At 40.9% G+C, this 21,524-nt stretch carries 19 protein-coding genes; 18 read left to right on the top strand and 1 reads right to left on the bottom strand.

The genetic code is table 11. The annotated features are described in order from the left end of the window. The 10 genes from leuD to EBQ12_RS10290 all read left to right on the top strand — a co-directional run bounded on the left by leuD (nucleotide 1) and on the right by EBQ12_RS10290 (nucleotide 11,637). A complete protein-coding gene (gene leuD, locus EBQ12_RS10330) occupies nucleotides 1-600 on the top strand; it encodes a 3-isopropylmalate dehydratase small subunit (RefSeq protein ID WP_008342843.1) in 600 nt (199 codons plus the stop codon). A gap of 123 nt (nucleotides 601-723) precedes the next feature. Continuing rightward, the gene (gene ddcA, locus EBQ12_RS10325) at nucleotides 724-1,731 is read left to right on the top strand and encodes a DNA damage checkpoint antagonist DdcA (RefSeq protein ID WP_125589907.1); all 1,008 of its coding nucleotides are present in this window, start codon (nucleotides 724-726) and stop codon (nucleotides 1,729-1,731) included. Between the two features lie 240 nt (nucleotides 1,732-1,971). Further along, nucleotides 1,972-3,246 (top strand): trigger factor, encoded by a 1,275-nt coding sequence (tig, locus tag EBQ12_RS10320; protein ID WP_125589905.1) that lies wholly within the window; start codon nucleotides 1,972-1,974, stop codon nucleotides 3,244-3,246. Between the two features lie 251 nt (nucleotides 3,247-3,497). Next, a complete protein-coding gene (clpX, locus tag EBQ12_RS10315; protein WP_017358145.1) occupies nucleotides 3,498-4,763 on the top strand; it encodes an ATP-dependent protease ATP-binding subunit ClpX in 1,266 nt (421 codons plus the stop codon). Between the two features lie 139 nt (nucleotides 4,764-4,902). Next, nucleotides 4,903-6,564 carry an ATP-dependent protease LonB gene (lonB, locus tag EBQ12_RS10310; RefSeq protein ID WP_125589903.1) on the top strand — a complete coding sequence of 554 codons (1,662 nt, stop codon included), beginning with the start codon at nucleotides 4,903-4,905 and terminating at the stop codon, nucleotides 6,562-6,564. 171 nt (nucleotides 6,565-6,735) lie between these two features. Continuing rightward, nucleotides 6,736-9,060 carry an endopeptidase La gene (gene lon, locus EBQ12_RS10305; RefSeq protein ID WP_007501564.1) on the top strand — a complete coding sequence of 775 codons (2,325 nt, stop codon included), beginning with the start codon at nucleotides 6,736-6,738 and terminating at the stop codon, nucleotides 9,058-9,060. Then, nucleotides 9,057-9,644, top strand: a complete 588-nt coding sequence (gene yihA, locus EBQ12_RS10300; RefSeq protein WP_007501562.1) for a ribosome biogenesis GTP-binding protein YihA/YsxC — start codon at nucleotides 9,057-9,059, stop codon at nucleotides 9,642-9,644. Before lon ends, yihA begins: the two co-directional genes overlap by 4 nt. A 237-nt stretch (nucleotides 9,645-9,881) precedes the next feature. Continuing rightward, entirely contained in the window at nucleotides 9,882-10,022 is a 141-nt protein-coding gene (locus tag EBQ12_RS19375; protein WP_017367733.1) for a hypothetical protein, read from the top strand. A gap of 70 nt (nucleotides 10,023-10,092) precedes the next feature. Further along, nucleotides 10,093-11,241 (top strand): MFS transporter, encoded by a 1,149-nt coding sequence (locus EBQ12_RS10295; RefSeq protein WP_065460829.1) that lies wholly within the window; start codon nucleotides 10,093-10,095, stop codon nucleotides 11,239-11,241. Further along, nucleotides 11,242-11,637, top strand: coding sequence for a glycine-rich domain-containing protein (locus EBQ12_RS10290; RefSeq protein ID WP_017367731.1), 396 nt, complete (start codon nucleotides 11,242-11,244; stop codon nucleotides 11,635-11,637). It begins immediately after the preceding gene. A gap of 225 nt (nucleotides 11,638-11,862) precedes the next feature. On the opposite strand, the gene EBQ12_RS10285 is transcribed toward EBQ12_RS10290, so the two are convergent. Further along, nucleotides 11,863-12,348 (bottom strand): hypothetical protein, encoded by a 486-nt coding sequence (locus EBQ12_RS10285; RefSeq protein ID WP_007501561.1) that lies wholly within the window; start codon nucleotides 12,346-12,348, stop codon nucleotides 11,863-11,865. Between the two features lie 240 nt (nucleotides 12,349-12,588). Here EBQ12_RS10285 and hemA point away from each other — a divergent pair, with 240 nt between their 5' ends. From hemA to ysxE, 8 genes are all read left to right on the top strand, one after another. Continuing rightward, entirely contained in the window at nucleotides 12,589-13,956 is a 1,368-nt protein-coding gene (hemA, locus tag EBQ12_RS10280; RefSeq protein ID WP_024718410.1) for a glutamyl-tRNA reductase, read from the top strand. Between the two features lie 7 nt (nucleotides 13,957-13,963). After that, complete coding sequence (locus EBQ12_RS10275) at nucleotides 13,964-14,794, top strand: cytochrome c biogenesis protein (RefSeq protein WP_007501558.1); 831 nt, start codon at nucleotides 13,964-13,966, stop codon at nucleotides 14,792-14,794. A gap of 37 nt (nucleotides 14,795-14,831) precedes the next feature. Further along, nucleotides 14,832-15,767: a hydroxymethylbilane synthase gene (gene hemC / locus EBQ12_RS10270; RefSeq protein ID WP_025207728.1), complete on the top strand. Its 936-nt coding sequence runs from the start codon at nucleotides 14,832-14,834 to the stop codon at nucleotides 15,765-15,767. Beyond that, nucleotides 15,764-16,555, top strand: coding sequence for a uroporphyrinogen-III synthase (locus EBQ12_RS10265; RefSeq protein WP_007501556.1), 792 nt, complete (start codon nucleotides 15,764-15,766; stop codon nucleotides 16,553-16,555). The genes hemC and EBQ12_RS10265 overlap by 4 nt, the downstream gene beginning before the upstream one ends. After that, complete coding sequence (gene hemB, locus EBQ12_RS10260; protein WP_007501555.1) at nucleotides 16,552-17,523, top strand: porphobilinogen synthase; 972 nt, start codon at nucleotides 16,552-16,554, stop codon at nucleotides 17,521-17,523. The genes EBQ12_RS10265 and hemB overlap by 4 nt, the downstream gene beginning before the upstream one ends. Nucleotides 17,524-17,550: 27 nt before the next feature. Continuing rightward, complete coding sequence (hemL, locus tag EBQ12_RS10255) at nucleotides 17,551-18,843, top strand: glutamate-1-semialdehyde 2,1-aminomutase (protein ID WP_125589901.1); 1,293 nt, start codon at nucleotides 17,551-17,553, stop codon at nucleotides 18,841-18,843. A 331-nt stretch (nucleotides 18,844-19,174) separates the two neighbouring features. Next, the gene (locus EBQ12_RS10250; protein WP_057079245.1) at nucleotides 19,175-20,395 is read left to right on the top strand and encodes a LysM peptidoglycan-binding domain-containing protein; all 1,221 of its coding nucleotides are present in this window, start codon (nucleotides 19,175-19,177) and stop codon (nucleotides 20,393-20,395) included. A gap of 37 nt (nucleotides 20,396-20,432) precedes the next feature. Beyond that, complete coding sequence (gene ysxE, locus EBQ12_RS10245) at nucleotides 20,433-21,464, top strand: spore coat protein YsxE (protein WP_017367730.1); 1,032 nt, start codon at nucleotides 20,433-20,435, stop codon at nucleotides 21,462-21,464. Nucleotides 21,465-21,524 lie beyond the last annotated feature (60 nt).

Genomic DNA, 21,524 nt, shown 5'->3' with positions numbered 1-21,524 from the left:
ATGGAGCCTTTAGTCACTCATAAAGGAAAAGCCGCTGTGCTTAACCGTATAAATGTAGATACAGATCAAATCATTCCGAAACAGTTTTTGAAAAGAATCGAACGAACAGGATATGGCCGATTTGCCTTCTTCGACTGGCGATATTTAGCAGATGGCAGTCCGAATCCAGATTTTGAACTCAATCAGCCGATTTATGAAGGAGCCTCTATTTTGATCGCAGGCGAAAACTTTGGCTGCGGATCATCAAGGGAACATGCGCCTTGGGCACTTGATGATTATGGTTTCAAAATTGTCATTGCCCCATCTTTCGCCGATATTTTTCATCAAAACTGTTTTAAAAACGGGATGCTTCCAATCCGCCTTGATTATGATGTGTGGAAAACGTTTGCTGCATCATATGAAAACAAAGGATATGAAATGACAGTTGATCTGGAAAAACAACAGATTCAAGACCATGAAGGGAATGTTACTCCTTTCGATGTAGATCCACACTGGAGAGAAATGCTCCTGAATGGCTATGATGAGATTTCATTAACATTGTTACTAGAAGATGAGATTCAAGCATTTGAAGAGAAACGTAGCAGCTGGCTGCGTGCATAAACAACGAGAAGCCGTCCCCGTGGTGTGACGGCTTCTTTTTTGCATGAAAACCTCTCGTTACTTGTGTTTACTAACCTTCGTTGGTAAACTGATAAAAAATATGCGCCCGAAAGGAACGTAAGCATGAAACATGACAAGAAGAAAGATAATGTCATTTTGTTTCCTGGTCTGAAAGAAAGACTGATTGAAAAAGGAATGGCAGCATTAAAAGATAAACAGTATCAAGAGGCGCTTCACTTATTTTCAGAAGCGAAATCGTATGATGACGATGAAGAATCCGATATTCATCTCGGTATGGCGATTTGTTTTCTAGAGCTTGGTGAGCTGCAGGATGCAAAGCGAGTATGTGAAAAGATGCTACATGAAGGATATGGACACTATTTCACTGTGCTTCAAGTGTATATGACCATCTTAATTCAGCTGAAAGAGTACGAGGAAGTCAAACAAACAATTGAGGCTGTCCTTGAAGAAAATCACCTTCCAGCAGAAAGTGCGGAGCATTTTTATAAGCTGCTTGAATTTAGCAGAAAGATGATTGAATCACCAGAAGAGATTTTAGACGAAGACGAGGAAGGCAGCGGAGAAATCAATATAGATGAAATGCTCGAGCGGCCAGAAGAGCAGGTGCAGTTCATCCATTCGCTGAAAGACCGAAACATCACGCCGCATATGGGTCTATTAAATACGATCCTACAAAAGCCTGATGGAAACCCTTTGGTCAAATCATTGATCCTGCAACTTCTGTCAGATCATGATGTGGCAAAGCCGGTTCATGTGACGAAGTTCGGTGATTCATTAACGCTTGTTCCTTCTGAGACTGTCAAGCCAGAGCAAATGCCACTGCTTCAGCAAGTCCTTCGAAAGCTCGATGACACACTCGGCAATGAGAACCCAACCCTTTACCAAGGGGTTGAAGAGTTATGGCGCCGTCACTTATTTGTGCTGTATCCATTTCTTCCTAAATATACGGATCCGAGTCTTTGGGCTGCGGCACTTCATAAAGTCGGCTATGAAATGCATGGAATCGAGATTGACCTCGAAGAATTGCATTTATTGTATGATTTTAACGAACGAGAGCTGAGAGAAGCTTGTACAATGCTGAAAGATATTGAAGAAATTTCTTATTTGTAATTTGTCGATTTAGTTGAAAGACGGACTTGTTATGTTATAATATAATGGTTGTATTTGTGCATATATCGTGCGGTTGTAAGATTCCAACGGTTGAAAGACGTTATGTATAATCAAGTCAAATGTTGTATACATAAGACCGCTTCTTTAGCGGAGTGCGTGGTTTTTGATTGGACGAAGTCTTTATGATGCTTTAGAATGTAACAACGCACAATCTGAATAGATTTTTGGAGGGAAACACACATGTCAGTAAAATGGGAAAAACAAGAAGGTAACGAAGGCGTCTTAACAGTAGAAGTTGACGCTGAAACATTTAACAAAGCACTTGATGATGCATTTAAGAAAGTAGTTAAGCAAGTATCAATCCCTGGATTCCGTAAAGGGAAAGTACCACGTGGTCTTTTCGAGCAGCGTTTTGGAGTAGAATCTCTTTATCAAGATGCACTAGATATTCTTCTTCCAGTTGAATATCCGAAAGCAATCGACGAAGCTGGTATCGAGCCGGTTGACCGCCCTGAAATCGATGTTGAGAAAATCGAAAAAGGCGAAAGCTTAATCTTCACTGCAAAAGTAACAGTGAAGCCAGAAGTAAAACTTGGTGACTACAAAGGTCTTAACGTAGAAAAAGACGACACATCTGTATCTGATGAAGATGTCCAAGAAGAGTTAAAAGCTATGCAAAACCGTCAAGCTGAGCTTGTTGTCAAAGAAGAAGGCGCAATCGAAAACGGCGATACAGTTGTTCTAGATTTCGAAGGATTCGTTGATGGAGAAGCATTCGAAGGCGGAAAAGCTGAGAACTACTCTCTTGAAGTAGGTTCTGGTTCATTCATCCCTGGTTTCGAAGAGCAATTGGTTGGTCTTGAAGCAGGTGCAGAAAAAGACGTTGAAGTGACATTCCCAGAAGAATATCATGCTGAAGACCTTGCAGGTAAACCAGCTGTATTCAAAGTGAAAATTCATGAAATTAAAGCAAAAGAACTTCCAGCACTTGACGATGAGTTCGCTAAAGATGTTGATGAAGAAGTAGAAACGATTGTTGAATTAACTGAAAAAACGAAGAAACGTCTTGAAGAAGCAAAAGAAAACGAAGCAGAAGGCAAACTTCGTGAAGAGCTAGTAGCAAAAGCTTCTGAAAATGCGGAAGTTGACGTTCCTCAAGCGATGGTTGACACTGAGCTAGACCGCATGATGAAAGAATTCGAACAACGTCTTCAAATGCAAGGGATGAACCTTGAGCTTTACTTCCAGTTCTCTGGACAAGATGAAGATGCGCTAAAAGAGCAAATGAAAGAAGATGCTGCTAAACGCGTAAAATCTAATCTTACTCTTGAAGCAATTGCTGCTGCAGAAGACCTACAAGTGTCTGATGAAGAAGTGGAAGAAGAACTTTCAAAAATGGCTGAAGCATACAACATGCCAGTTGAAAATATCAAACAAGCGATCGGTTCTACTGAAGCAATGAAAGAAGATTTAAAAGTTCGTAAAGCAATTGATTTTCTTGTAGAAAACCGTTAATATGGTGCATAATAATAAAACAGGGCGCGAGTGACTCGTGCCTTGTTTTGTACAATTTTTGACTTATCATCGCTTCTTTTGGAAACGATAGTGTAAGTCGCATCTTTCTGTCATACATATCTCAATGTGCAGTGTTACAAACACATCATTACCGTCTTTTAGGAAAGTATGGTAAAATGCATACATACTGGACCCAGAAGGGTAGCTGACTGTTAGCTACAGGCAAGTGAAGAAGAATAAGGGGTGAAAGAATGTTTAAATTCAACGAGGAAAAAGGTCAATTAAAATGCTCGTTTTGCGGAAAAACGCAAGATCAAGTGCGTAAACTGGTCGCAGGACCTGGCGTATATATATGTGATGAATGTATCGAGCTTTGCACGGAAATAGTTGAAGAAGAGCTCGGTACTGAGGAAGAAGTTGAATTCAAGGATGTTCCGAAACCTCATGAAATCCGGGAAATTCTTGATGAATATGTCATCGGACAAGAGAATGCGAAGAAATCCTTAGCTGTAGCGGTTTATAACCATTACAAGCGGATTAATTCCAACAGTAAGATTGATGATGTTGAGCTTTCGAAAAGTAACATTTCTATGATTGGACCTACAGGAAGCGGTAAAACATTACTTGCTCAAACGCTTGCACGTATTTTAAATGTTCCATTTGCGATTGCAGATGCGACGTCTTTAACAGAAGCAGGTTACGTTGGGGAAGACGTAGAGAATATTTTACTAAAGCTGATCCAAGCAGCAGATTATGATGTAGAAAAAGCTGAAAAAGGCATTATCTACATCGATGAGATCGATAAAGTAGCAAGAAAATCAGAAAACCCTTCTATCACTCGTGATGTATCTGGGGAAGGTGTACAGCAAGCCCTTTTGAAAATTCTTGAAGGAACAGTCGCTAGTGTACCGCCTCAAGGTGGACGTAAGCATCCTCATCAAGAATTCATTCAAATTGATACAACAAATATCCTCTTCATTTGTGGTGGAGCCTTTGACGGCATTGAGCAAATCATCAAACGCCGCCTAGGTCAAAAAGTGATTGGATTCGGTGCGGAAAATAAAATTGAAGATCTTGAAAAAGAAGTCCTTCTATCAAAAGTTCTGCCAGAAGACTTACTTCGCTTCGGTTTAATCCCAGAATTCATCGGTCGTCTTCCGGTTATTGCAAGCCTAGAGCCGTTAGATGAAAAAGCACTTGTAGAAATCTTGACGAAGCCTAAAAATGCGCTCGTTAAGCAATATACAAAAATGCTTGAGCTTGATGATGTTGAGCTTGAGTTTGAAGAAGATGCTCTTAGCGAAATTGCGAAAAAAGCAATTGAGCGTAAAACAGGAGCTCGTGGTCTTCGCTCCATCATTGAAGGCATCATGCTTGATGTGATGTTTGATCTTCCATCTCGTGATGATATTGAGAAATGTGTCATTACTGGTGAAACGGTTGCTGATGGTGAGCCGCCTCGCCTTGTCTTAAAAGACGGTACAGTCGTGAATAAAGATACAAAAACATCGGCATAAGCCCATCTGAATGACTCCTGAATCTTTTGATTCAGGAGTTTTTTATTTATCGTGGAAGTTGTGTTTATTCCGTCCAGCTCTAGGAAATACTAGCAGACAGAAACCAATACATAACGATAGATGAAGGAGGGAGCACCGATTGAGCTGGACAGGAATCGTATTATTCATACAACTGTTCTTTGGTATCGTCATCGGGTTGTACTTTTGGAACTTACTGAAAAATCAGCGCACACAAAAGGTGACGATCGATAAAGAATCAAAAAAAGAAATGGAAGCACTCAGAAAGATGCGATCCATTAAACTGAGTGAACCTTTATCAGAGAGAGTCCGGCCAAAGGGGTTTCAAGATATTGTAGGGCAGGAAGACGGTATACGTGCACTTAAAGCTGCCCTGTGTGGACCGAATCCGCAACATGTCATCGTCTACGGGCCGCCTGGTGTTGGAAAAACAGCTGCTGCCCGTCTAGTGATGGAAGAGGCGAAGCGTCACGCTGATTCACCATTTAAAAAAGATGCAGTATTTGTTGAGCTTGATGCCACAACGGCAAGATTTGATGAACGAGGCATCGCAGACCCCTTGATTGGTTCCGTACATGATCCCATTTATCAAGGAGCAGGGGCCATGGGACAGGCAGGCATTCCGCAGCCGAAACAAGGAGCCGTCACACATGCTCATGGCGGCGTTCTCTTTATCGATGAAATTGGAGAACTGCATCCGATTCAAATGAACAAAATGCTCAAAGTGCTAGAAGATCGAAAAGTGTTTTTAGATAGTGCTTATTACAGTGAAGAAAATACGCAGATCCCGAATCACATCCATGATATTTTTCAAAATGGGTTGCCCGCTGATTTTCGACTGATTGGTGCTACTACAAGAACACCGGACGAAATTCCGCCGGCTATTCGATCAAGGTGTTTGGAGATTTTCTTCAAGGATTTGGATCAGTATGAGCTGAAAATTGTTGCAGCTAAAGCAGTCGAGAAAATACAGAAGGAATTAAGTGATGAAGGGCTGAACCTGTTAACATCCTATGTGAAAAATGGACGTGAAGCGGTCAACATGGTACAGATCGCCGCAGGTATGGCTGTCACTGAAAACCGAAAAGATATTACGATCGCCGATGTAGAATGGGTCATTCATTCAAGCCAGCTGACACCAAGATATGAACAAAAAGTACCGGAAAAGCCAAAGGTAGGAGTAGTAAATGGTCTTGCCGTGTATGGACCGAATAGCGGGGCTCTGCTTGAAATTGAAGTGAACATTTGTAAAGCGCTTGAAAAAGGCAGTATCAATATTACTGGTATTGCGGAAGAAGAAAGCATCGGCAATCAGTCGAAATCGATCAGACGGAAAAGTATGGCGAAGGGCTCAGTTGAAAATGTCTTAACCGTGCTTCGAAACTTAGGTATACGAACAAATGAATATGATATCCACATTAATTTTCCGGCTGGTGCCCCGATTGATGGGCCATCTGCTGGAATTGCGATGGCCACAGCCATTTTCTCAGCCATTCATCAAATCCCGATTGATCATTTAACGGCGATGACCGGTGAGATTGGATTACAAGGTCAGGTGAAGCCGATCGGCGGTGTCATACCAAAAATCAAGGCAGCCAAACAAGCGGGTGTCAAAACAGTGATCATCCCTTATGACAATCAGCAGTCGATCTTAAAAGAGATTGAAGGGGTTACGATTGTGCCTGTGAAGCACTTCCAAGAAGTGCTGGATCAGTGTTTGGTCAATCCGCCAGATGAGAAGAAAGATGGACTAGAAGAAGAAATGAAAAGGAAATCTGTTTAATCCCCATCTCATATGGGGATTTTTTAGTGAAATAGATCTTTTTTTCTTTTTCAAGATAAAAAGAAAGGGTATACTACGGTAAGATCATCATTTCTCAAGTCTTTTACATTGTACAAGACTGAAACAGGTATATTATAATGATTCATACTAGTGACGGAGGTGTCTATCAACATGGCAGATGAAATCAAAAAGAATGTTCCGCTCCTTCCGCTGCGAGGCTTGCTTGTTTATCCAACAATGGTCTTGCATTTGGACGTTGGGCGCGAAAAGTCTGTTCAAGCATTAGAACAGGCGATGATGAACGATCATATGATTTTTCTAGCAACACAGCGGGAAATTTCAATAGATGAACCAGGTGAAGAGGAAATTTTCAAAGTCGGCACCTACACAAAAATTAAACAAATGCTGAAGCTGCCAAATGGAACGATCCGTGTGCTCGTCGAAGGCTTAAATCGAGCGCAGATCGAATCCTACATGGAGCTAGAAGACTATACGTCAGTCGATATTAAAGAGTTGACAGAAGAAGAATTAAAGGACGCAGAAGCAGAAGCACTCATGCGCACTTTGTTAGATCACTTTGATCAGTACATAAAAATTTCAAAAAAAATCTCAGCTGAAACATATGCAACGGTGACGGATATTGAAGAACCTGGAAGAATGGCGGATATCGTCGCTTCCCACCTTCCTTTGAAATTAAAAGACAAGCAAGAAGTGCTGGAAACAGTCGATGTCAAAAAACGGTTGAATCGGGTCATCAGTCTCATTCACAATGAAAAAGAAGTGCTAGAGATTGAAAAGAAAATTGGGCAGCGTGTCAAACGTTCAATGGAGCGAACGCAAAAAGAATATTATTTGCGCGAACAAATGAAAGCTATTCAAAAAGAGCTTGGAGACAAAGAGGGGAAAACAGGCGAAGTCAGTACGCTTATGGCTAAAATTGAAGAGTCCGGCATGCCAGATTCCGTTCGTGAAACGGCTTTAAAAGAACTGAACCGTTATGAAAAAATCCCTTCAAGCTCTGCTGAGAGTTCTGTCATCCGCAATTATATTGATTGGCTGATCAATCTGCCGTGGGGCACTTATACAGAAGATCGTCTAGATTTAAAGCTTGCAAGCGAAATTTTAGATGACGAGCACCACGGGCTTGAAAAAGTAAAAGAGCGGGTACTCGAATATCTTGCTGTTCAGAAACTGACAAATTCATTAAAGGGACCGATTCTTTGCTTAGCAGGACCTCCTGGGGTAGGGAAGACGTCACTTGCTAAATCCATTGCCAAATCACTCGATCGAAAGTTTATCCGTATCTCTCTTGGCGGTGTACGTGATGAATCTGAGATCCGTGGTCATCGAAGAACTTATGTAGGTGCGATGCCGGGCCGTATCATTCGCGGGATGAGCAAGGCGGGCACGATGAATCCGGTATTTCTTTTAGATGAAATTGATAAAATGTCTTCTGACTTTAGAGGAGATCCGTCTTCTGCGATGCTTGAAGTGTTAGATCCAGAGCAAAATCATAACTTTAGCGATCATTATATTGAAGAGACATTTGATTTGTCTCAAGTCTTATTTATCGCAACTGCCAACAATTTAGCAACCATTCCAGGTCCACTTCGTGATAGAATGGAGATTATCACGATTGCAGGGTATACGGAAGTTGAAAAAGCAGAAATTGTGAAAGATCACCTTCTGCCGAAGCAGCTAAAGGAGCACGGATTAAAGAAAGGGAACTTGCAGCTTCGTGAAGCAGCGATTTACGATATGATTCGCTATTACACAAGAGAAGCAGGAGTCCGCGGGTTAGAGCGTCAGCTTGCGGCGATTTGCCGAAAAGCGGCAAGAGCAATTGTGGCTGAAGACCGCAAACGCATCACAGTGACGGAAAAGAACTTATCTGAATTCCTCGGAAAAAGACTTTACCGTTATGGTCAGGCGGAAACGACCGATCAGGTCGGCGTTGTCACAGGCCTTGCATATACCACAGTTGGCGGAGACACCTTGTCCATCGAGGTCTCACTCTCGCCTGGTAAAGGCAAGCTTTTGCTAACAGGTAAGCTCGGTGATGTCATGAGAGAATCTGCGCAGGCGGCATTCAGTTATATTCGTTCAAAAGCAGATGAACTGAACATTGATCCTCAATTTAATGAAAAGCACGATATTCATATCCATGTTCCAGAGGGTGCGGTTCCAAAGGACGGGCCATCAGCTGGTATTACCATTGCGACGGCTCTTGTATCAGCACTCACAGGACGTCCTGTTTCAAAAGAGGTTGGTATGACAGGAGAAATTACGTTAAGAGGAAGAGTGCTTCCGATTGGCGGATTAAAAGAAAAAGCATTAGGCGCACATCGTGCAGGACTGAAAACGATTATTCTTCCAAAGGACAATGAGAAGGATATTGATGATATTCCTGAAAGTGTGAGAGAAGGATTAACTTTTATTCCGGTTTCACATTTAGATGAGGTGCTTGAGAAAGCGTTAGTAGGAGAGGGAAGATGAAAGTAACAAAATCAGATATCGTCATTAGTGCGGTGAAACCAGAGCAGTACCCGAGCGGGGGGCTGCCTGAGATCGCACTTGCTGGACGATCAAATGTTGGAAAGTCCTCGTTCATTAACTCATTGATTAATCGGAAAAATTTAGCGCGTACGTCTTCTAAACCAGGAAAGACCCAGACGCTTAATTTTTACATTATTAATGATATGCTCCATTTTGTGGACGTCCCAGGTTATGGCTTTGCAAAAGTATCAAAAACAGAGCGCGAAGCATGGGGGAGAATGATCGAAACGTATATTACAATGCGTGAAGAGTTAAAAGCAGTCGTCCAAATTGTGGATCTGCGTCATAAGCCATCCGCAGACGATGTGAACATGTATGAATTCCTTAAATACTATGGAGTTCCTGTGATCATTATTGCGACAAAGGCCGATAAAATTCCAAAAGGCAAATGGGAAAAGCATGCGAAAGTCGTCAAACAGACACTCGACATCGACCCATCAGATGAATTAATCCTTTTCTCTTCTGAAACAAAAAAGGGAAAAGATGAAGCATGGAATGCGATCCTTGCGAAGATTAACAGCTAAGAAGATAATAAAAAGTTGTAAGAAAACATTTGTTTTCTTACAACTTTTTTTCATATGCTGAGAAAAACGTAGAACTTGAAGGAAAACGATTAAGTTTAAATTCGTTCTGTTTCTAGAAATTATTGAATGCCGAAAGTTTATTAAATAGATGCTAAATTATAATTAATTTCCATATTTACAAATAAAATCAATTACGGTAATATGATATTGAAAATATTTCAGATAGGAGTGGTAATAATGAAATTAAAAGCAAGAACTTGTTACAATTACTCACTAAATGAAATGAAGGAAAAACAATCAAAACTGAAAGCGAGAACATGCTATAATTACTCGCTAAATGAAATGAAAGAAATGCAAAAGGAATTAAAGAAAAAGTAAGAGAGTATGATGAGAAACAGAGGTTTTTTAGAATCTCTGTTTCTTAACACTTAAATAAGGAATAGTGTACATGAATATTAGTAGAGTGAGTACATTAGTTTATTTGGATACTATGATTGTTTTCATAGGGGCACTAGTTTGGACTGGATTGCCTCTTTATTTCTTTGAGATGACTGGTTCCTATTTTTATGCAGGCAGCATGTATCTGATTGGTGGCTTTTCGTTTATTTTAAGTAATATTGTGAGCAACTATTTATTTAAAGTTTTTTCTAGATACACAGCAAAATTTTTCGTCACCACATTGTCTATCCTAACCCTTGCTTCGTTTTTTGCTTTAAACAATCAATTATTTAATCTAATGTTTTTTTTAATGCTTGCTTTTCAATTTTTTATAAATGGCTTATCGTTTATTTTAGAATCGGGATTTAACATGTTTTTATCCAATCAACCCCATAAAGATATTGCATATCGTAATATGTTTTTACTCTCAGCTAAAACAATTGGTTTCTTTAGTGGACCAATTTTGTTTATATTCTTTGGATCAGAAATGTATCTTGTTTTTCTGCTCTTTTTTATTGGTTTGTTGGTTTATGAGTATTTGTATCCAATTGTTGCCCAGTTGAAAATCGAAAGTATATCTTTCGCGAATGTTGAAATATTTAAAAAAGTACCAAAGAGTTATTTGTGCATCATGTTTATTGATGGGATGTTTTTACCTGTAGTAATGAATTATTCGTTTATTATTCTGAAAGAAACGTTTTCGGCAAGTGATCTTACTGTATCATTATTTTGGCTAATTGGCGGAGTATCGGTTTTACTAGGAAATCTATTGATCCGAAGAATGGATATACAAAAAATACATTCGAAAGTCTACCTTATAACGATATATCTTATGTTTGGGTTAATTCTAATGATTTTAGCGCCCAATAGTTCACTGTTTTTAATTGGTTTTTTTATTTTGACACTCATTAACCCGTTGTTTATGAGCTTAATCAAAGCATCTTTTTTAGTTGTTTTTGATCCTCACTATAGAAGTATGGCACTTGCAGGTATGAATACATTGAATCAGCTAGGAACGATATTAATCATTACAGTGATTACATTCATGTTGGAAAGTTCTAAAATTTTCAATATTTCTTATATCATTCCATTATGTCTTTGTATAGGAATCATTCGATTTTTGATTCTAAAAAATATTTTAAAAAGGGGAATTCAATGAATGGATAAAGTGAGTTATCCTGACTTTTCGGTGGACTTAGTAGAAGCATGTTTGAAGTTTGGTTACTATTTTGAAGGAATGGATAAAGAGAATGTCACTCGATTAGTAGATCAATACAAAAAATTTTGGTTCATGATCAAAAAATATCCCGATTGTTCTTTTGCCCCAAATACTGAAATTGATGAGGTTTGGCATTTACATATGCTGTTACCACAAAACTATTATTACGATTGTATGTCGTATTTCGGCGTTATTTTAGCTCATGATGCTGGATTTGGGAATCAAGCTGATGAAGTGGATATACTAAATGAAATGTTTGATAGCGGAAATGATTTATGGGAAAAAGAATTTGGATTTAGATTACCTGATGAAAACGAACTTGAGACGAAACCATAAAAATGATAATAATTGCTTGACAGTGACACTGATATCAATTTAATGATACTTGACATAAGGGGAGAAAAACAAAACCGCCTTATCTGCAAAATGTTGCTACACAAGCAACTGCAGATAAGGCGGTTATTGTCGTCTATATCAGTTAAACTGGATCTTCTTCTTCTCGTAAGATGTGTATTATAAAACATCCAATTGATGGCTTATCAAACAATTATATTGTATAAGTTATTTCCTTTTTAAAAATAATAAGAGGAGACTGACGGCAATCAATACATATGGCCAGTACAATTCAAAACCGGAAGTAGGGATCGAAAGTGTGCTAAGTTGCTTTGTAATTTGTTGAAAGAAATAAAGGAATAGACCGAGTGCAATGAGAACAATACTTTCTATTCGATATTCCTTTTTCTGTGATGACTTCATCAAAAGTGCGAGGCCGACGATGAACACAATCATCGTAAATGTATCTGGCCAGTGTTCTAATTTCGGCTGAAGGATAAAGTGTAGCGCAAGGCCTGTCATGAGCATACCGATAAACACATGAGAGGTTTCCTGTTCCTTCTTTCCTTGATATAAGAAAGCAAGGCCAAAAAGCAGTACAAGTGTATACCATTTCTCCTGATCTTTCCAAATGTCAAATTGATCTCCTGAGAGAATGGCATATAGTGCTACAGCCAGCAAAGTGAGCGGCAGCAAAATAGATTTCTTCTTCAAAGATGTCACCTTCTTATAAGCAGATCATTTGTCCGCACGCGCCAAATCTGGTAAATTGCTTGAAGTGATGATATGGCATTCGATGTCGAACATTTTTCTACTATATCACAACATTTTTGAAATCTGTTCACAATTTTTATCCAGTTAAAAATGAATATATGTTATAATCATTATAAATAATAAATTCTATATTGTAATTATTATAAATTAGACAGGGCGTTGGGGGTGCAAGCTGAAGTTATGCATATTCTTGTTGTGGGTTTAGATTATAAAACAGCCCCTGTTGAGATACGGGAACAGCTGAGCTTTGAACCGAGCGAGCTCGGAACAGCGATGTCCAAGCTTAAAGAAGAAAAAAGCATTCTAGAGAATATCGTCATCTCAACATGTAATCGAACAGAGATCTACGCAGTTGTAGATCAGCTTCATACTGGTCGATTTTATATAAAAAGATTTTTAGCAGATTGGTTCGGTTTAGAAAAAGAAGATGTCTCTCCATATTTGAAGTTTTATGAAAATGATGGTGCGGTTGAGCATTTATTCCGGGTTGCCTGTGGACTTGATTCTATGGTCATTGGTGAAACACAAATACTCGGTCAAGTGCGCTCAAGCTTTAAAGTCGCTCAAGAGGAGAAGACCATTGGTACCGTTTTCAATTATTTGTTTAAGCAGGCGGTAACAGTTGCGAAGCGCTCTCATGCGGAAACAGATATTGCGTCTAATGCTGTATCTGTCAGCTATGCGGCAGTGGAACTTGCCAAAAAAATCTTTGGACGTCTTTCTGATAAACATGTCCTTATTCTTGGTGCGGGTAAAATGGGCGAGCTGGCGGCTCAAAACCTTCAAGGTCAAGGGATTGGCCAGGTAACAGTCATCAATCGAACGTTTGAAAAGGCCAAAGAACTGGCCGGCCGCTTTTCAGGAGAGCCTAAGAGCTTGAATCAATTAGAAAAAACTTTATCTGAAGCGGATATTTTAATTAGCTCTACTGGGGCTAAACAATTTGTGATCACAAAGGAAATGGTCGAAAAAGCGAACAAACAGAGAAAAGGCAGACCTCTATTCATGGTGGATATTGCAGTACCACGTGATTTAGATCCAGCTATTTCTGAAGTAGAAGGTGCTTTTTTGTATGACATTGATGACCTTGAGGGCATTGTGGCAGCTAACCTGAAAGAGCGCCGTGCAGTAGCTGAAGAGGTGGAGCTTCTCATCGAAGCTGAAATTGTGGAATTTAAGCAATGGCTTAATACGCTCGGAGTGGTTCCTGTGATTTCTGCTTTAAGAGAAAAAGCACTCTCGATTCAAGCGGATACGATGCAAAGCATCGAACGAAAGCTTCCAAACCTCACAAATCGTGAAATGAAGCTGTTAAATAAACATACGAAAAGCATCATCAATCAAATGCTGAAAGATCCTATCTTAAAGGCCAAAGAAATTGCCGGGGAGCCGAATGCAGAGGAAAAACTTTTACTCTTTAAAGAAATCTTTGATTTACAGGTTGAAGATGAAGAGCAAAAGGCAGAGCCGATGCAGGTGGAGCAAGGGGCGTTTCAGCTGTTTAAAACAAATATGGCACAAGGCCTTGCTACAGTTGCCAGTGAGTGATTAGGCGATGATGGAATCCATTGTAGCGAGACTAGGTGAAGCGACGACCTTGATCTATGCACTCAGTGTCTTGTTCTATTTCATAGATTTTCTTCAACACAACCGGAAGGCTGGAAAAATGGCTTTCTGGTTGCTTTCTATTGTCTGGCTGCTGCAAACAGTCTACATGTTTTATATTATGATGGAAACAGACCGATTCCCTGTGTTGAATGTAGCAGAGGGGTTATATTTTTATACGTGGGTGCTTGTGACATTGTCACTTGTTTTGACAAAAGTATTACGCGTTGAATTTATTGTCTTTTTTACAAATGTGATTGGTTTTTCCATGATGGCGATTCACACCTTTACACCATCTGATCTTCATTCTGCCGAACTGACTGGAAAACTGACGAGTGAGCTGCTCGTCATTCATATTACGATGGCCATTTTATCATACGGCGCTTTTTCACTTTCATTTGCTTTTTCACTACTCTACCTATTTCAATATCGTTTGCTGAAAAAGAAAAAATGGGGAAAATGGCTTTTGAGAATTGAAGACTTATCAAAGCTTGATCATATGGCGTATGTCTTAAATATTATTGGCGTGCCGATGCTCTTGCTAAGTTTAATTCTTGGCATTATATGGGCATATATTTCGTATGATACGTTGTACTGGACAGATGCAAAGGTGCTCGGTTCGTTTATTATGCTGTTTTTATACGGCTTTTACTTATACATTAGACTGGTGAGAAATATGCAGGGCAAAATCGTGGCGCGATGGAATGTCGCTTCATTTCTTGTGCTGATGATCAATTATTTTCTGCTTGGTAGCTTATCAACCTTTCATTGGTTTCAATAATGATGAGTCTTAAGGGCATTGTCGGGAGGAAGACGTAATGCGTACAATTAAAGTAGGTTCTAGACGAAGCAAACTTGCGATTACACAAACAAAATGGGTCATTCAAAAGTTGTCTGAACTAAACCCTTCTTATTCTTTTGAAATTAAAGAGATTGTGACAAAGGGTGATCAAATTTTAGATGTGACCTTATCAAAGGTTGGCGGAAAAGGTCTGTTTGTTAAAGAGATTGAACAGGCAATGCTGAACCATGACATTGACATGGCGGTACACAGCATGAAAGATATGCCGGCCTCTCTTCCGGAAGGTTTAGTCATCGGCTGTATTCCTGAGCGTGAAGATGTGCGGGATGCATTGATTTCAAAGGATCATCTCCGTCTTCATGAACTGCCAAAGGGAGCGGTTGTGGGAACGAGCAGCTTACGGCGCAGTGCCCAGCTTCTTCAGAAGAGACCAGATCTTGAGATTAAATGGATCCGTGGAAACATTGATACGAGACTCGAAAAACTGAAAAATGAAGAATATGATGCGATTATTCTAGCGGCTGCTGGATTGTCTAGAATGGGCTGGAGTCAAGAAGTCGTGTCGGAATTTTTATCTCCTGATACTTGCCTTCCTGCTGTGGGGCAGGGCGCATTGTCGATAGAATGTCGGGGAGATGACGAAGAGCTCTTGCAGCTGTTAGCTCAATTCACAAATGAGTATACAAAGAAAACGGTCCTTGCTGAAAGAGCCTTCCTTAAGCAAATGGATGGAAGCTGTCAAGTGCCGATCGCTGGTTACGCAACGATGAATGAGCGTGATGAAATTGAATTGACAGGTCTTGTGGCATCTGCGGACGGCCATACGATTATTCGAGAAACCGTAACAGGTACTGACCCTGAGGCAATCGGAACAGCATGTGCGAAGCAAATGGCGGATAAGGGAGCAAAAGATTTGATCGACAAGGTGAAAAAGGATCTGTCTTCCCAATGACGATAGCCAAATCGCTTTACGGACAGACGGTGCTTGTCACTCGAAATGAACGTCAAGCGGGTGCGTTTCAGCAGAAAATTGAAGCGCTGAACGGCCATGCTGTTTTAACCTCTCTTATCAGGTTTGAACCAACGCTGACAAAAGAAAAAGCGAAGGCATTTTTAGAAGATTTAGAAGCAAGCCATTGGCTTGTGTTTACGAGTGTAAATGGTGCGTCTTTTTTTCTTAGTTATATAGAGAAGCATCAATTACATCAAAGCTTATCCCACTTGAAAGTGGCGGCCGTAGGTGAAAAAACATCTGCCTATCTGATGCAGCACGGCCTAAAAGTGGATGTGGTTCCAGAGCGATTTATAGCAGAAGAACTGGCAGATGCTTTAATTGATCATGTACACCCAGAAGAATGTGTCTTTGTAGCAAAAGGCCATCTGTCACGAGATGTGGTGAAGAATACCCTCGTTCCGCTTGGCATTGACGTAAAAGAGTGGATTATATATGAAACAGTGAAGGATGAGGACGGAATTATCGCACTCAAGTCGGCAATGATGGAGCAATCATTTGATTTTATTACATTTACAAGCTCCTCCACTGTTCATTCTTTTATGCACGCCATGGAGGCTGATATCGATAGATTAGCTGCATCAGACACATGTTTTGTGAGCATCGGTCCTCTTACACAAGAGGCACTGCTTCAATACGGGATTTCTTCTGAAACCCCAGATACTTATACGATAGACGGGATGCTTGATTTGATGTGCCGTTTATCTGAAAGGAAGTTGAACCAATGATGAAATTTAACAGACACCGCAGATTGCGTACAAGCGCAGGAATGAGAGAATTGGTGAGAGAAACATTTTTAAGACCCTCTGATTTCATTTATCCGATCTTTTTTGTAGAGGGAGAGAATGTCCGGAAAGAAGTCCCTTCAATGCCGGGTGTCTATCACATTTCAGTTGATCTTGTGAAAGAAGAAGTCCAAGAGCTTGTTGACCTTGGGATTAAATCTATCATTGTTTTTGGGGTACCAGACCATAAAGACCATGTAGGCAGTGAAGCTTATCACGATCATGGGATTGTTCAAAGAGCAACGCTTGAAATCAAAAAGCATTTCCCTGAGCTTGTGGTTATTGCTGATACTTGCTTATGCCAATATACAGATCACGGACATTGCGGAATCGTTGAAGATGGAGAAATTTTAAATGATGAATCTCTTCAGCTCTTAGCGAAAACCGCTGTCAGTCAGGCTCGTGCAGGTGCAGATATCATTGCTCCATCAAACATGATGGATGGCTTTGTTATCGCAATACGTGAGGCGCTTGATGAGGCCGGCTTTGTTCATGTGCCTGTCATGTCATATGCTGTGAAATATGCAAGTGCTTTTTACGGTCCGTTTCGTGATGCGGCGCATAGCACACCGCAGTTTGGAGATCGTAAAACGTATCAAATGGACCCTGCAAACCGCTTAGAAGCACTGAGAGAAGCGCAGTCTGATGTAGAAGAAGGCGCTGACTTCCTGATTGTGAAGCCGTCACTTTCATACTTAGATATCATGCGTGATGTGAAAAATGAATTTACACTTCCTGTTGTTGCGTACAATGTGAGCGGAGAGTATGCAATGGTGAAAGCAGCAGCTCAAAATGGCTGGATTTCTGAAAAAGAGCTTGTTCTTGAAATGCTGACTAGCATGAAACGTGCAGGCGCAGAATTAATCATTACGTATCATGCAAAAGATGCAGCAAAATGGCTCTCAGAATAAAGAACGGATAGACAGGAGGACATTGAAATGGGACGTAGCTATGAAAAGTCAAAGCAAGCATTTAAAGAAGCGCAGCAGTTAATGCCGGGTGGTGTGAACAGCCCTGTGCGCGCATTTAAATCAGTCAATACAGACCCGATTTTTATGGAACGAGGCAAAGGCGCAAAAATATACGATATTGACGGAAATGAATATATTGATTACGTCTTATCATGGGGACCGCTTATTTTAGGGCATACAAATGACCGTGTGGTTGAAAGTATTCAACGAGTAGCTGAACATGGTACAAGCTTCGGTGCTTCTACTTTAGTTGAAAATGAATTAGCTAAGCTTGTATCAGAACGAGTTCCTTCTATTGAGGTCATTCGTATGGTCAGCTCTGGAACAGAGGCGACGATGAGTGCGCTTCGTCTAGCACGTGGTTTTACAGGCAGAAACAAAATTGTGAAATTTGAAGGCTGTTATCATGGCCACGGTGATTCTTTGCTTATTAAAGCTGGTTCGGGTGTGGCAACGCTTGGACTTCCGGATAGCCCTGGTGTCCCTGAAGGTACAGCAAGCAATACGATCACCGTTCCATACAATGATTTAGAAAGCATCAAAGTCGCTTTTGAAGAATTTGGAGACGACATTGCAGGTGTCATTGTAGAACCAGTTGCAGGAAATATGGGGGTTGTCCCTCCGCAAGAAGGTTTCTTGCAAGGATTGAGAGACATCACCGAACAATATGGCTCTTTACTCATTTTTGATGAGGTCATGACAGGCTTCCGTGTGGATTATCATTGTGCCCAAGGCTATTTTGGCATTACGCCTGATCTGACATGTCTTGGTAAAGTCATCGGAGGCGGCCTGCCAGTTGGTGCTTATGGCGGTAGAGCGGACATTATGAGACAAATTGCGCCGAGCGGCCCGATTTATCAAGCAGGAACGTTATCCGGTAACCCGCTTGCGATGACAGCAGGTCTTGAAACATTAAAACAGCTGACACCTGAGTCTTATGAAGAGTTTAGACGCAAAGGAGATCGTTTGGAAGAAGGCATTTCAAAAGCGGCGAAAGCACATGGGATTCCATTAACATTTAACCGTGCAGGTTCCATGATTGGATTCTTCTTTACAAACGAACAAGTCGTCAATTACGATACAGCGAAAACAGCTGACCTCGCTTTATTCGCTGAATTCTACAAGGAAATGGCTGATCACAGCATCTTCCTTCCACCTTCACAATTCGAAGGGCTGTTCCTATCAACTGCTCATACGGATGAAGACATCGAGTATACAATTGAGACAGTTGAAAAGGTATTTCAAAAATTAGCTCAGTAACCAAAAGCCGAAATGGAGACATATCGGCTTAGATCGTTGACAAAGGGTTAAAATGAACTTTATTTTAGCCCTTTGTCTTCTTTTCAGCGTGAAAGAAAACCTTTGCAGTCTAGGAAGGACGAGCACCGGAGCGGAGCGAATTTGACATTCGTGAGCACCAGCGCGCAGGACTGACACCGAATGCGAGGGTTTGTCTACACGCTGAGCCGATATGGAGACATATCGGCTTTTTGCTTTGCATAAAACCAATCATATTTTCACTGCCTCCTTCATACATCTGTATTGACATCTAATTTTATTTTGAAGGATTAGATGAAAGGAGGACACCGACTTGTCTCAAAACAATCGATTACAGTTTTCGGTAGAAGAGTCCATTTATTTCAAAAACGGACAGGAAGTCAGTGAGCTACTGTCAATTTCTCTCGATCCTGACATTCTCGTTCAAGAAGTGAATGATTATGTTTCCATTAGAGGTTCACTCGAGCTAACAGGAGAATACAACATAAATCAAGAGGAGCTAATGGGTGAATCCAGTTCCTATGCATCATACAGGCAGGCTGATGAGGTGAAGGTAAGAGAGGATGGAACGGCGGAGCTGCTGCATCAATTTCCGGTGGATATCACGATCCCCAAGAACAAAATTAGTCATTTAAATGATGTATTTGTGTTTATTGATGCATTTGATTACCAGCTGACAGAAAGTCGTTTGCTCACGATTCAGGCTGATTTGGCCATTGAAGGTCTGTTAGATGAAGGAACGCCTGAACCGCTTGTAGGAGAGCCATATGAATTTGTCCATCGTGCTGAAGAGGAATATGGCGATGTCACTTATGAATATCAGGCGCAGTCTGAATATGAAGAGCATGAAGAAAATGCAGAACAGCAGGCCGCTTTGCAACATGAAGCGCGAACTGAACAAGAAGAGGATGAAATAGACATCGAGACGGTGATGGTGGAAGAAACAGAAGAAGAGGAGGAAAATGAGGAAGAAGAAGCCGTGGCGCTTGGGTATCGTTCCTTCCCAGAAGCTCAAGTTCAAGAGCCGCCATTCTTTGACCCGCCTAAGCTGTTAGAAGAAGAGGAGCGGGATGATACGTTCTTTGAGGTGGAAGTGAGGAAAGACCCTGAAGCAGAGAGCAAGGAAGAAGAAGAGCCGCCAGCTTATCCAGCCTTTGAATCACCTGCTTATCAGATGGAACAGACACAGGAAGAGCGGGATGACAGCTATCAGTTCGAACGATTATATGAACGTGAAGCACCAAAGGTGTATGAATCAGCTCAAGAAGCTGAGGAGTTTGAACATGACCAGAGAGAAGCGTCTGGCAGTGAGAATTCTCTTTATTTAACGAAGCTGTTCGCTAAGCAGGAGGAGGAAGATTTTTCTCGCATGAAAATATGTATAGTTCAGCAAGAAGATACGGTCGATCGTATTTGTGAGCGATATCAGTTGAATGTGCAGCAGCTCCTTCGAACGAATTCATTGTCGGTGGATGCAGAGCTTGAAGAAGGGCAGATTCTTTATATTCCTGAATATCAAAAAAGCAATGCATAGTATGAGATGATGGACCGAGAAAATGTGGTGAGAGAACGTGGATGAAATCCAATCTGTCCTATACGAATACGGGCTTGAGGCTGAATATATCGAACCTGTCAGTCCAGCAGTCGTTAGAGTGTATACAAAGCAGGGCGTATTTGCACTAAAGCGAGTAAAACCCCATCGACACATGCAGTTTACAGAGCAAATGCTTGAACTAGAATCAAAAGGCTATCGCTCGTTTGTGCCGATTTATCGCACGAAGAGCGGTTCCTTTTTCTCTAATCATCGAGAAAGCCAGTACACGTATTATCTCATGCCATGGCTGACGAATGAAAAGAGAGAAGAGCAGGACGATAAACATGAATATTTATTTCAAGAGATTGCAAGACTTCATAAACGAACAGAAGTCATGATGGACATTACTGAGCAGGAAATAGAGGCTCACTACACCCAAATGAAAAGCAAATGGGAAACAGAGAAAGACATGTATGAACGATTTATCGAGCGGGCAGAACAAACATGGTATATGTCGCCATTTGAGCTGGCTGCTGCTATGTATTTTTCAGAAGCGATGTCTGCAAGTGAATTTGCACTTGAACGTTTAGAGGATTGGCATGAGGAAATGAAAGACCAAGAGACGACACGTATTGTGTTAAACCATGGGCAATTGTCAGTCCATCACTTTTTGTACAATGATGTAGGTACAGGACATTTCACCAATTTTGAGCGGTCCAAAAAGGCTGCCCCCATATATGACCTTTTGACCTTTTACTATCGCACATTCAAAACCTACCCTACTCCTTGTCCTGAATGCACATCTTTGTTTTATACGTATCAAAAGGGAAATAAACTTCGTGAGGAAGAGATTCATTTGTTCTTGAGCTACCTCGCTTATCCGCAGGGTTTGTTTGATACGGTGAAAGCCTATGAAGCAGGCGGACAGGATGAGATGGAAAGTTGTCAGGAGCTGTTAAGGGCGTATTGGCAAATGAAAAATTCTGAGCCGACCGTCATGAAAATACACGAAATTGAGCAGGCTAGACGCCTTGAAGAAGAACAAAATGCCTCGTCATCAGAAGAGTGACGAGGTTGTTTGCTGTTGCGCTATGAAATGTCTAACGAGGGATGACCTATACATAAGAGT

The organism is Bacillus sp. 2B09 (assembly GCF_003946835.1).
Classification (GTDB): domain Bacteria; phylum Bacillota; class Bacilli; order Bacillales; family Bacillaceae; genus Bacillus; species Bacillus altitudinis.
The sequence above is the reverse complement of the archived record's forward strand: the minus strand, read 5'-3'. Positions and strand labels throughout refer to the sequence as shown.

Excerpts from the sequence above, each read along its gene's own strand:
- leuD (WP_008342843.1), top strand. The coding sequence starts at position 1 with ATGGAGCCTTTAGTCACTCATAAAGGAAAAGCCGCTGTGCTTAACCGT.
- ddcA (WP_125589907.1), top strand. The coding sequence starts at position 724 with ATGAAACATGACAAGAAGAAAGATAATGTCATTTTGTTTCCTGGTCTG.
- tig (WP_125589905.1), top strand. The coding sequence starts at position 1,972 with ATGTCAGTAAAATGGGAAAAACAAGAAGGTAACGAAGGCGTCTTAACA.
- clpX (WP_017358145.1), top strand. The coding sequence starts at position 3,498 with ATGTTTAAATTCAACGAGGAAAAAGGTCAATTAAAATGCTCGTTTTGC.
- lon (WP_007501564.1), top strand. The coding sequence starts at position 6,736 with ATGGCAGATGAAATCAAAAAGAATGTTCCGCTCCTTCCGCTGCGAGGC.
- yihA (WP_007501562.1), top strand. The coding sequence starts at position 9,057 with ATGAAAGTAACAAAATCAGATATCGTCATTAGTGCGGTGAAACCAGAG.
- EBQ12_RS19375 (WP_017367733.1), top strand. The coding sequence starts at position 9,882 with ATGAAATTAAAAGCAAGAACTTGTTACAATTACTCACTAAATGAAATG.
- EBQ12_RS10295 (WP_065460829.1), top strand. The coding sequence starts at position 10,093 with ATGAATATTAGTAGAGTGAGTACATTAGTTTATTTGGATACTATGATT.
- EBQ12_RS10290 (WP_017367731.1), top strand. The coding sequence starts at position 11,242 with ATGGATAAAGTGAGTTATCCTGACTTTTCGGTGGACTTAGTAGAAGCA.
- hemA (WP_024718410.1), top strand. The coding sequence starts at position 12,589 with ATGCATATTCTTGTTGTGGGTTTAGATTATAAAACAGCCCCTGTTGAG.
- EBQ12_RS10275 (WP_007501558.1), top strand. The coding sequence starts at position 13,964 with ATGATGGAATCCATTGTAGCGAGACTAGGTGAAGCGACGACCTTGATC.
- hemC (WP_025207728.1), top strand. The coding sequence starts at position 14,832 with ATGCGTACAATTAAAGTAGGTTCTAGACGAAGCAAACTTGCGATTACA.
- EBQ12_RS10265 (WP_007501556.1), top strand. The coding sequence starts at position 15,764 with ATGACGATAGCCAAATCGCTTTACGGACAGACGGTGCTTGTCACTCGA.
- hemB (WP_007501555.1), top strand. The coding sequence starts at position 16,552 with ATGATGAAATTTAACAGACACCGCAGATTGCGTACAAGCGCAGGAATG.
- hemL (WP_125589901.1), top strand. The coding sequence starts at position 17,551 with ATGGGACGTAGCTATGAAAAGTCAAAGCAAGCATTTAAAGAAGCGCAG.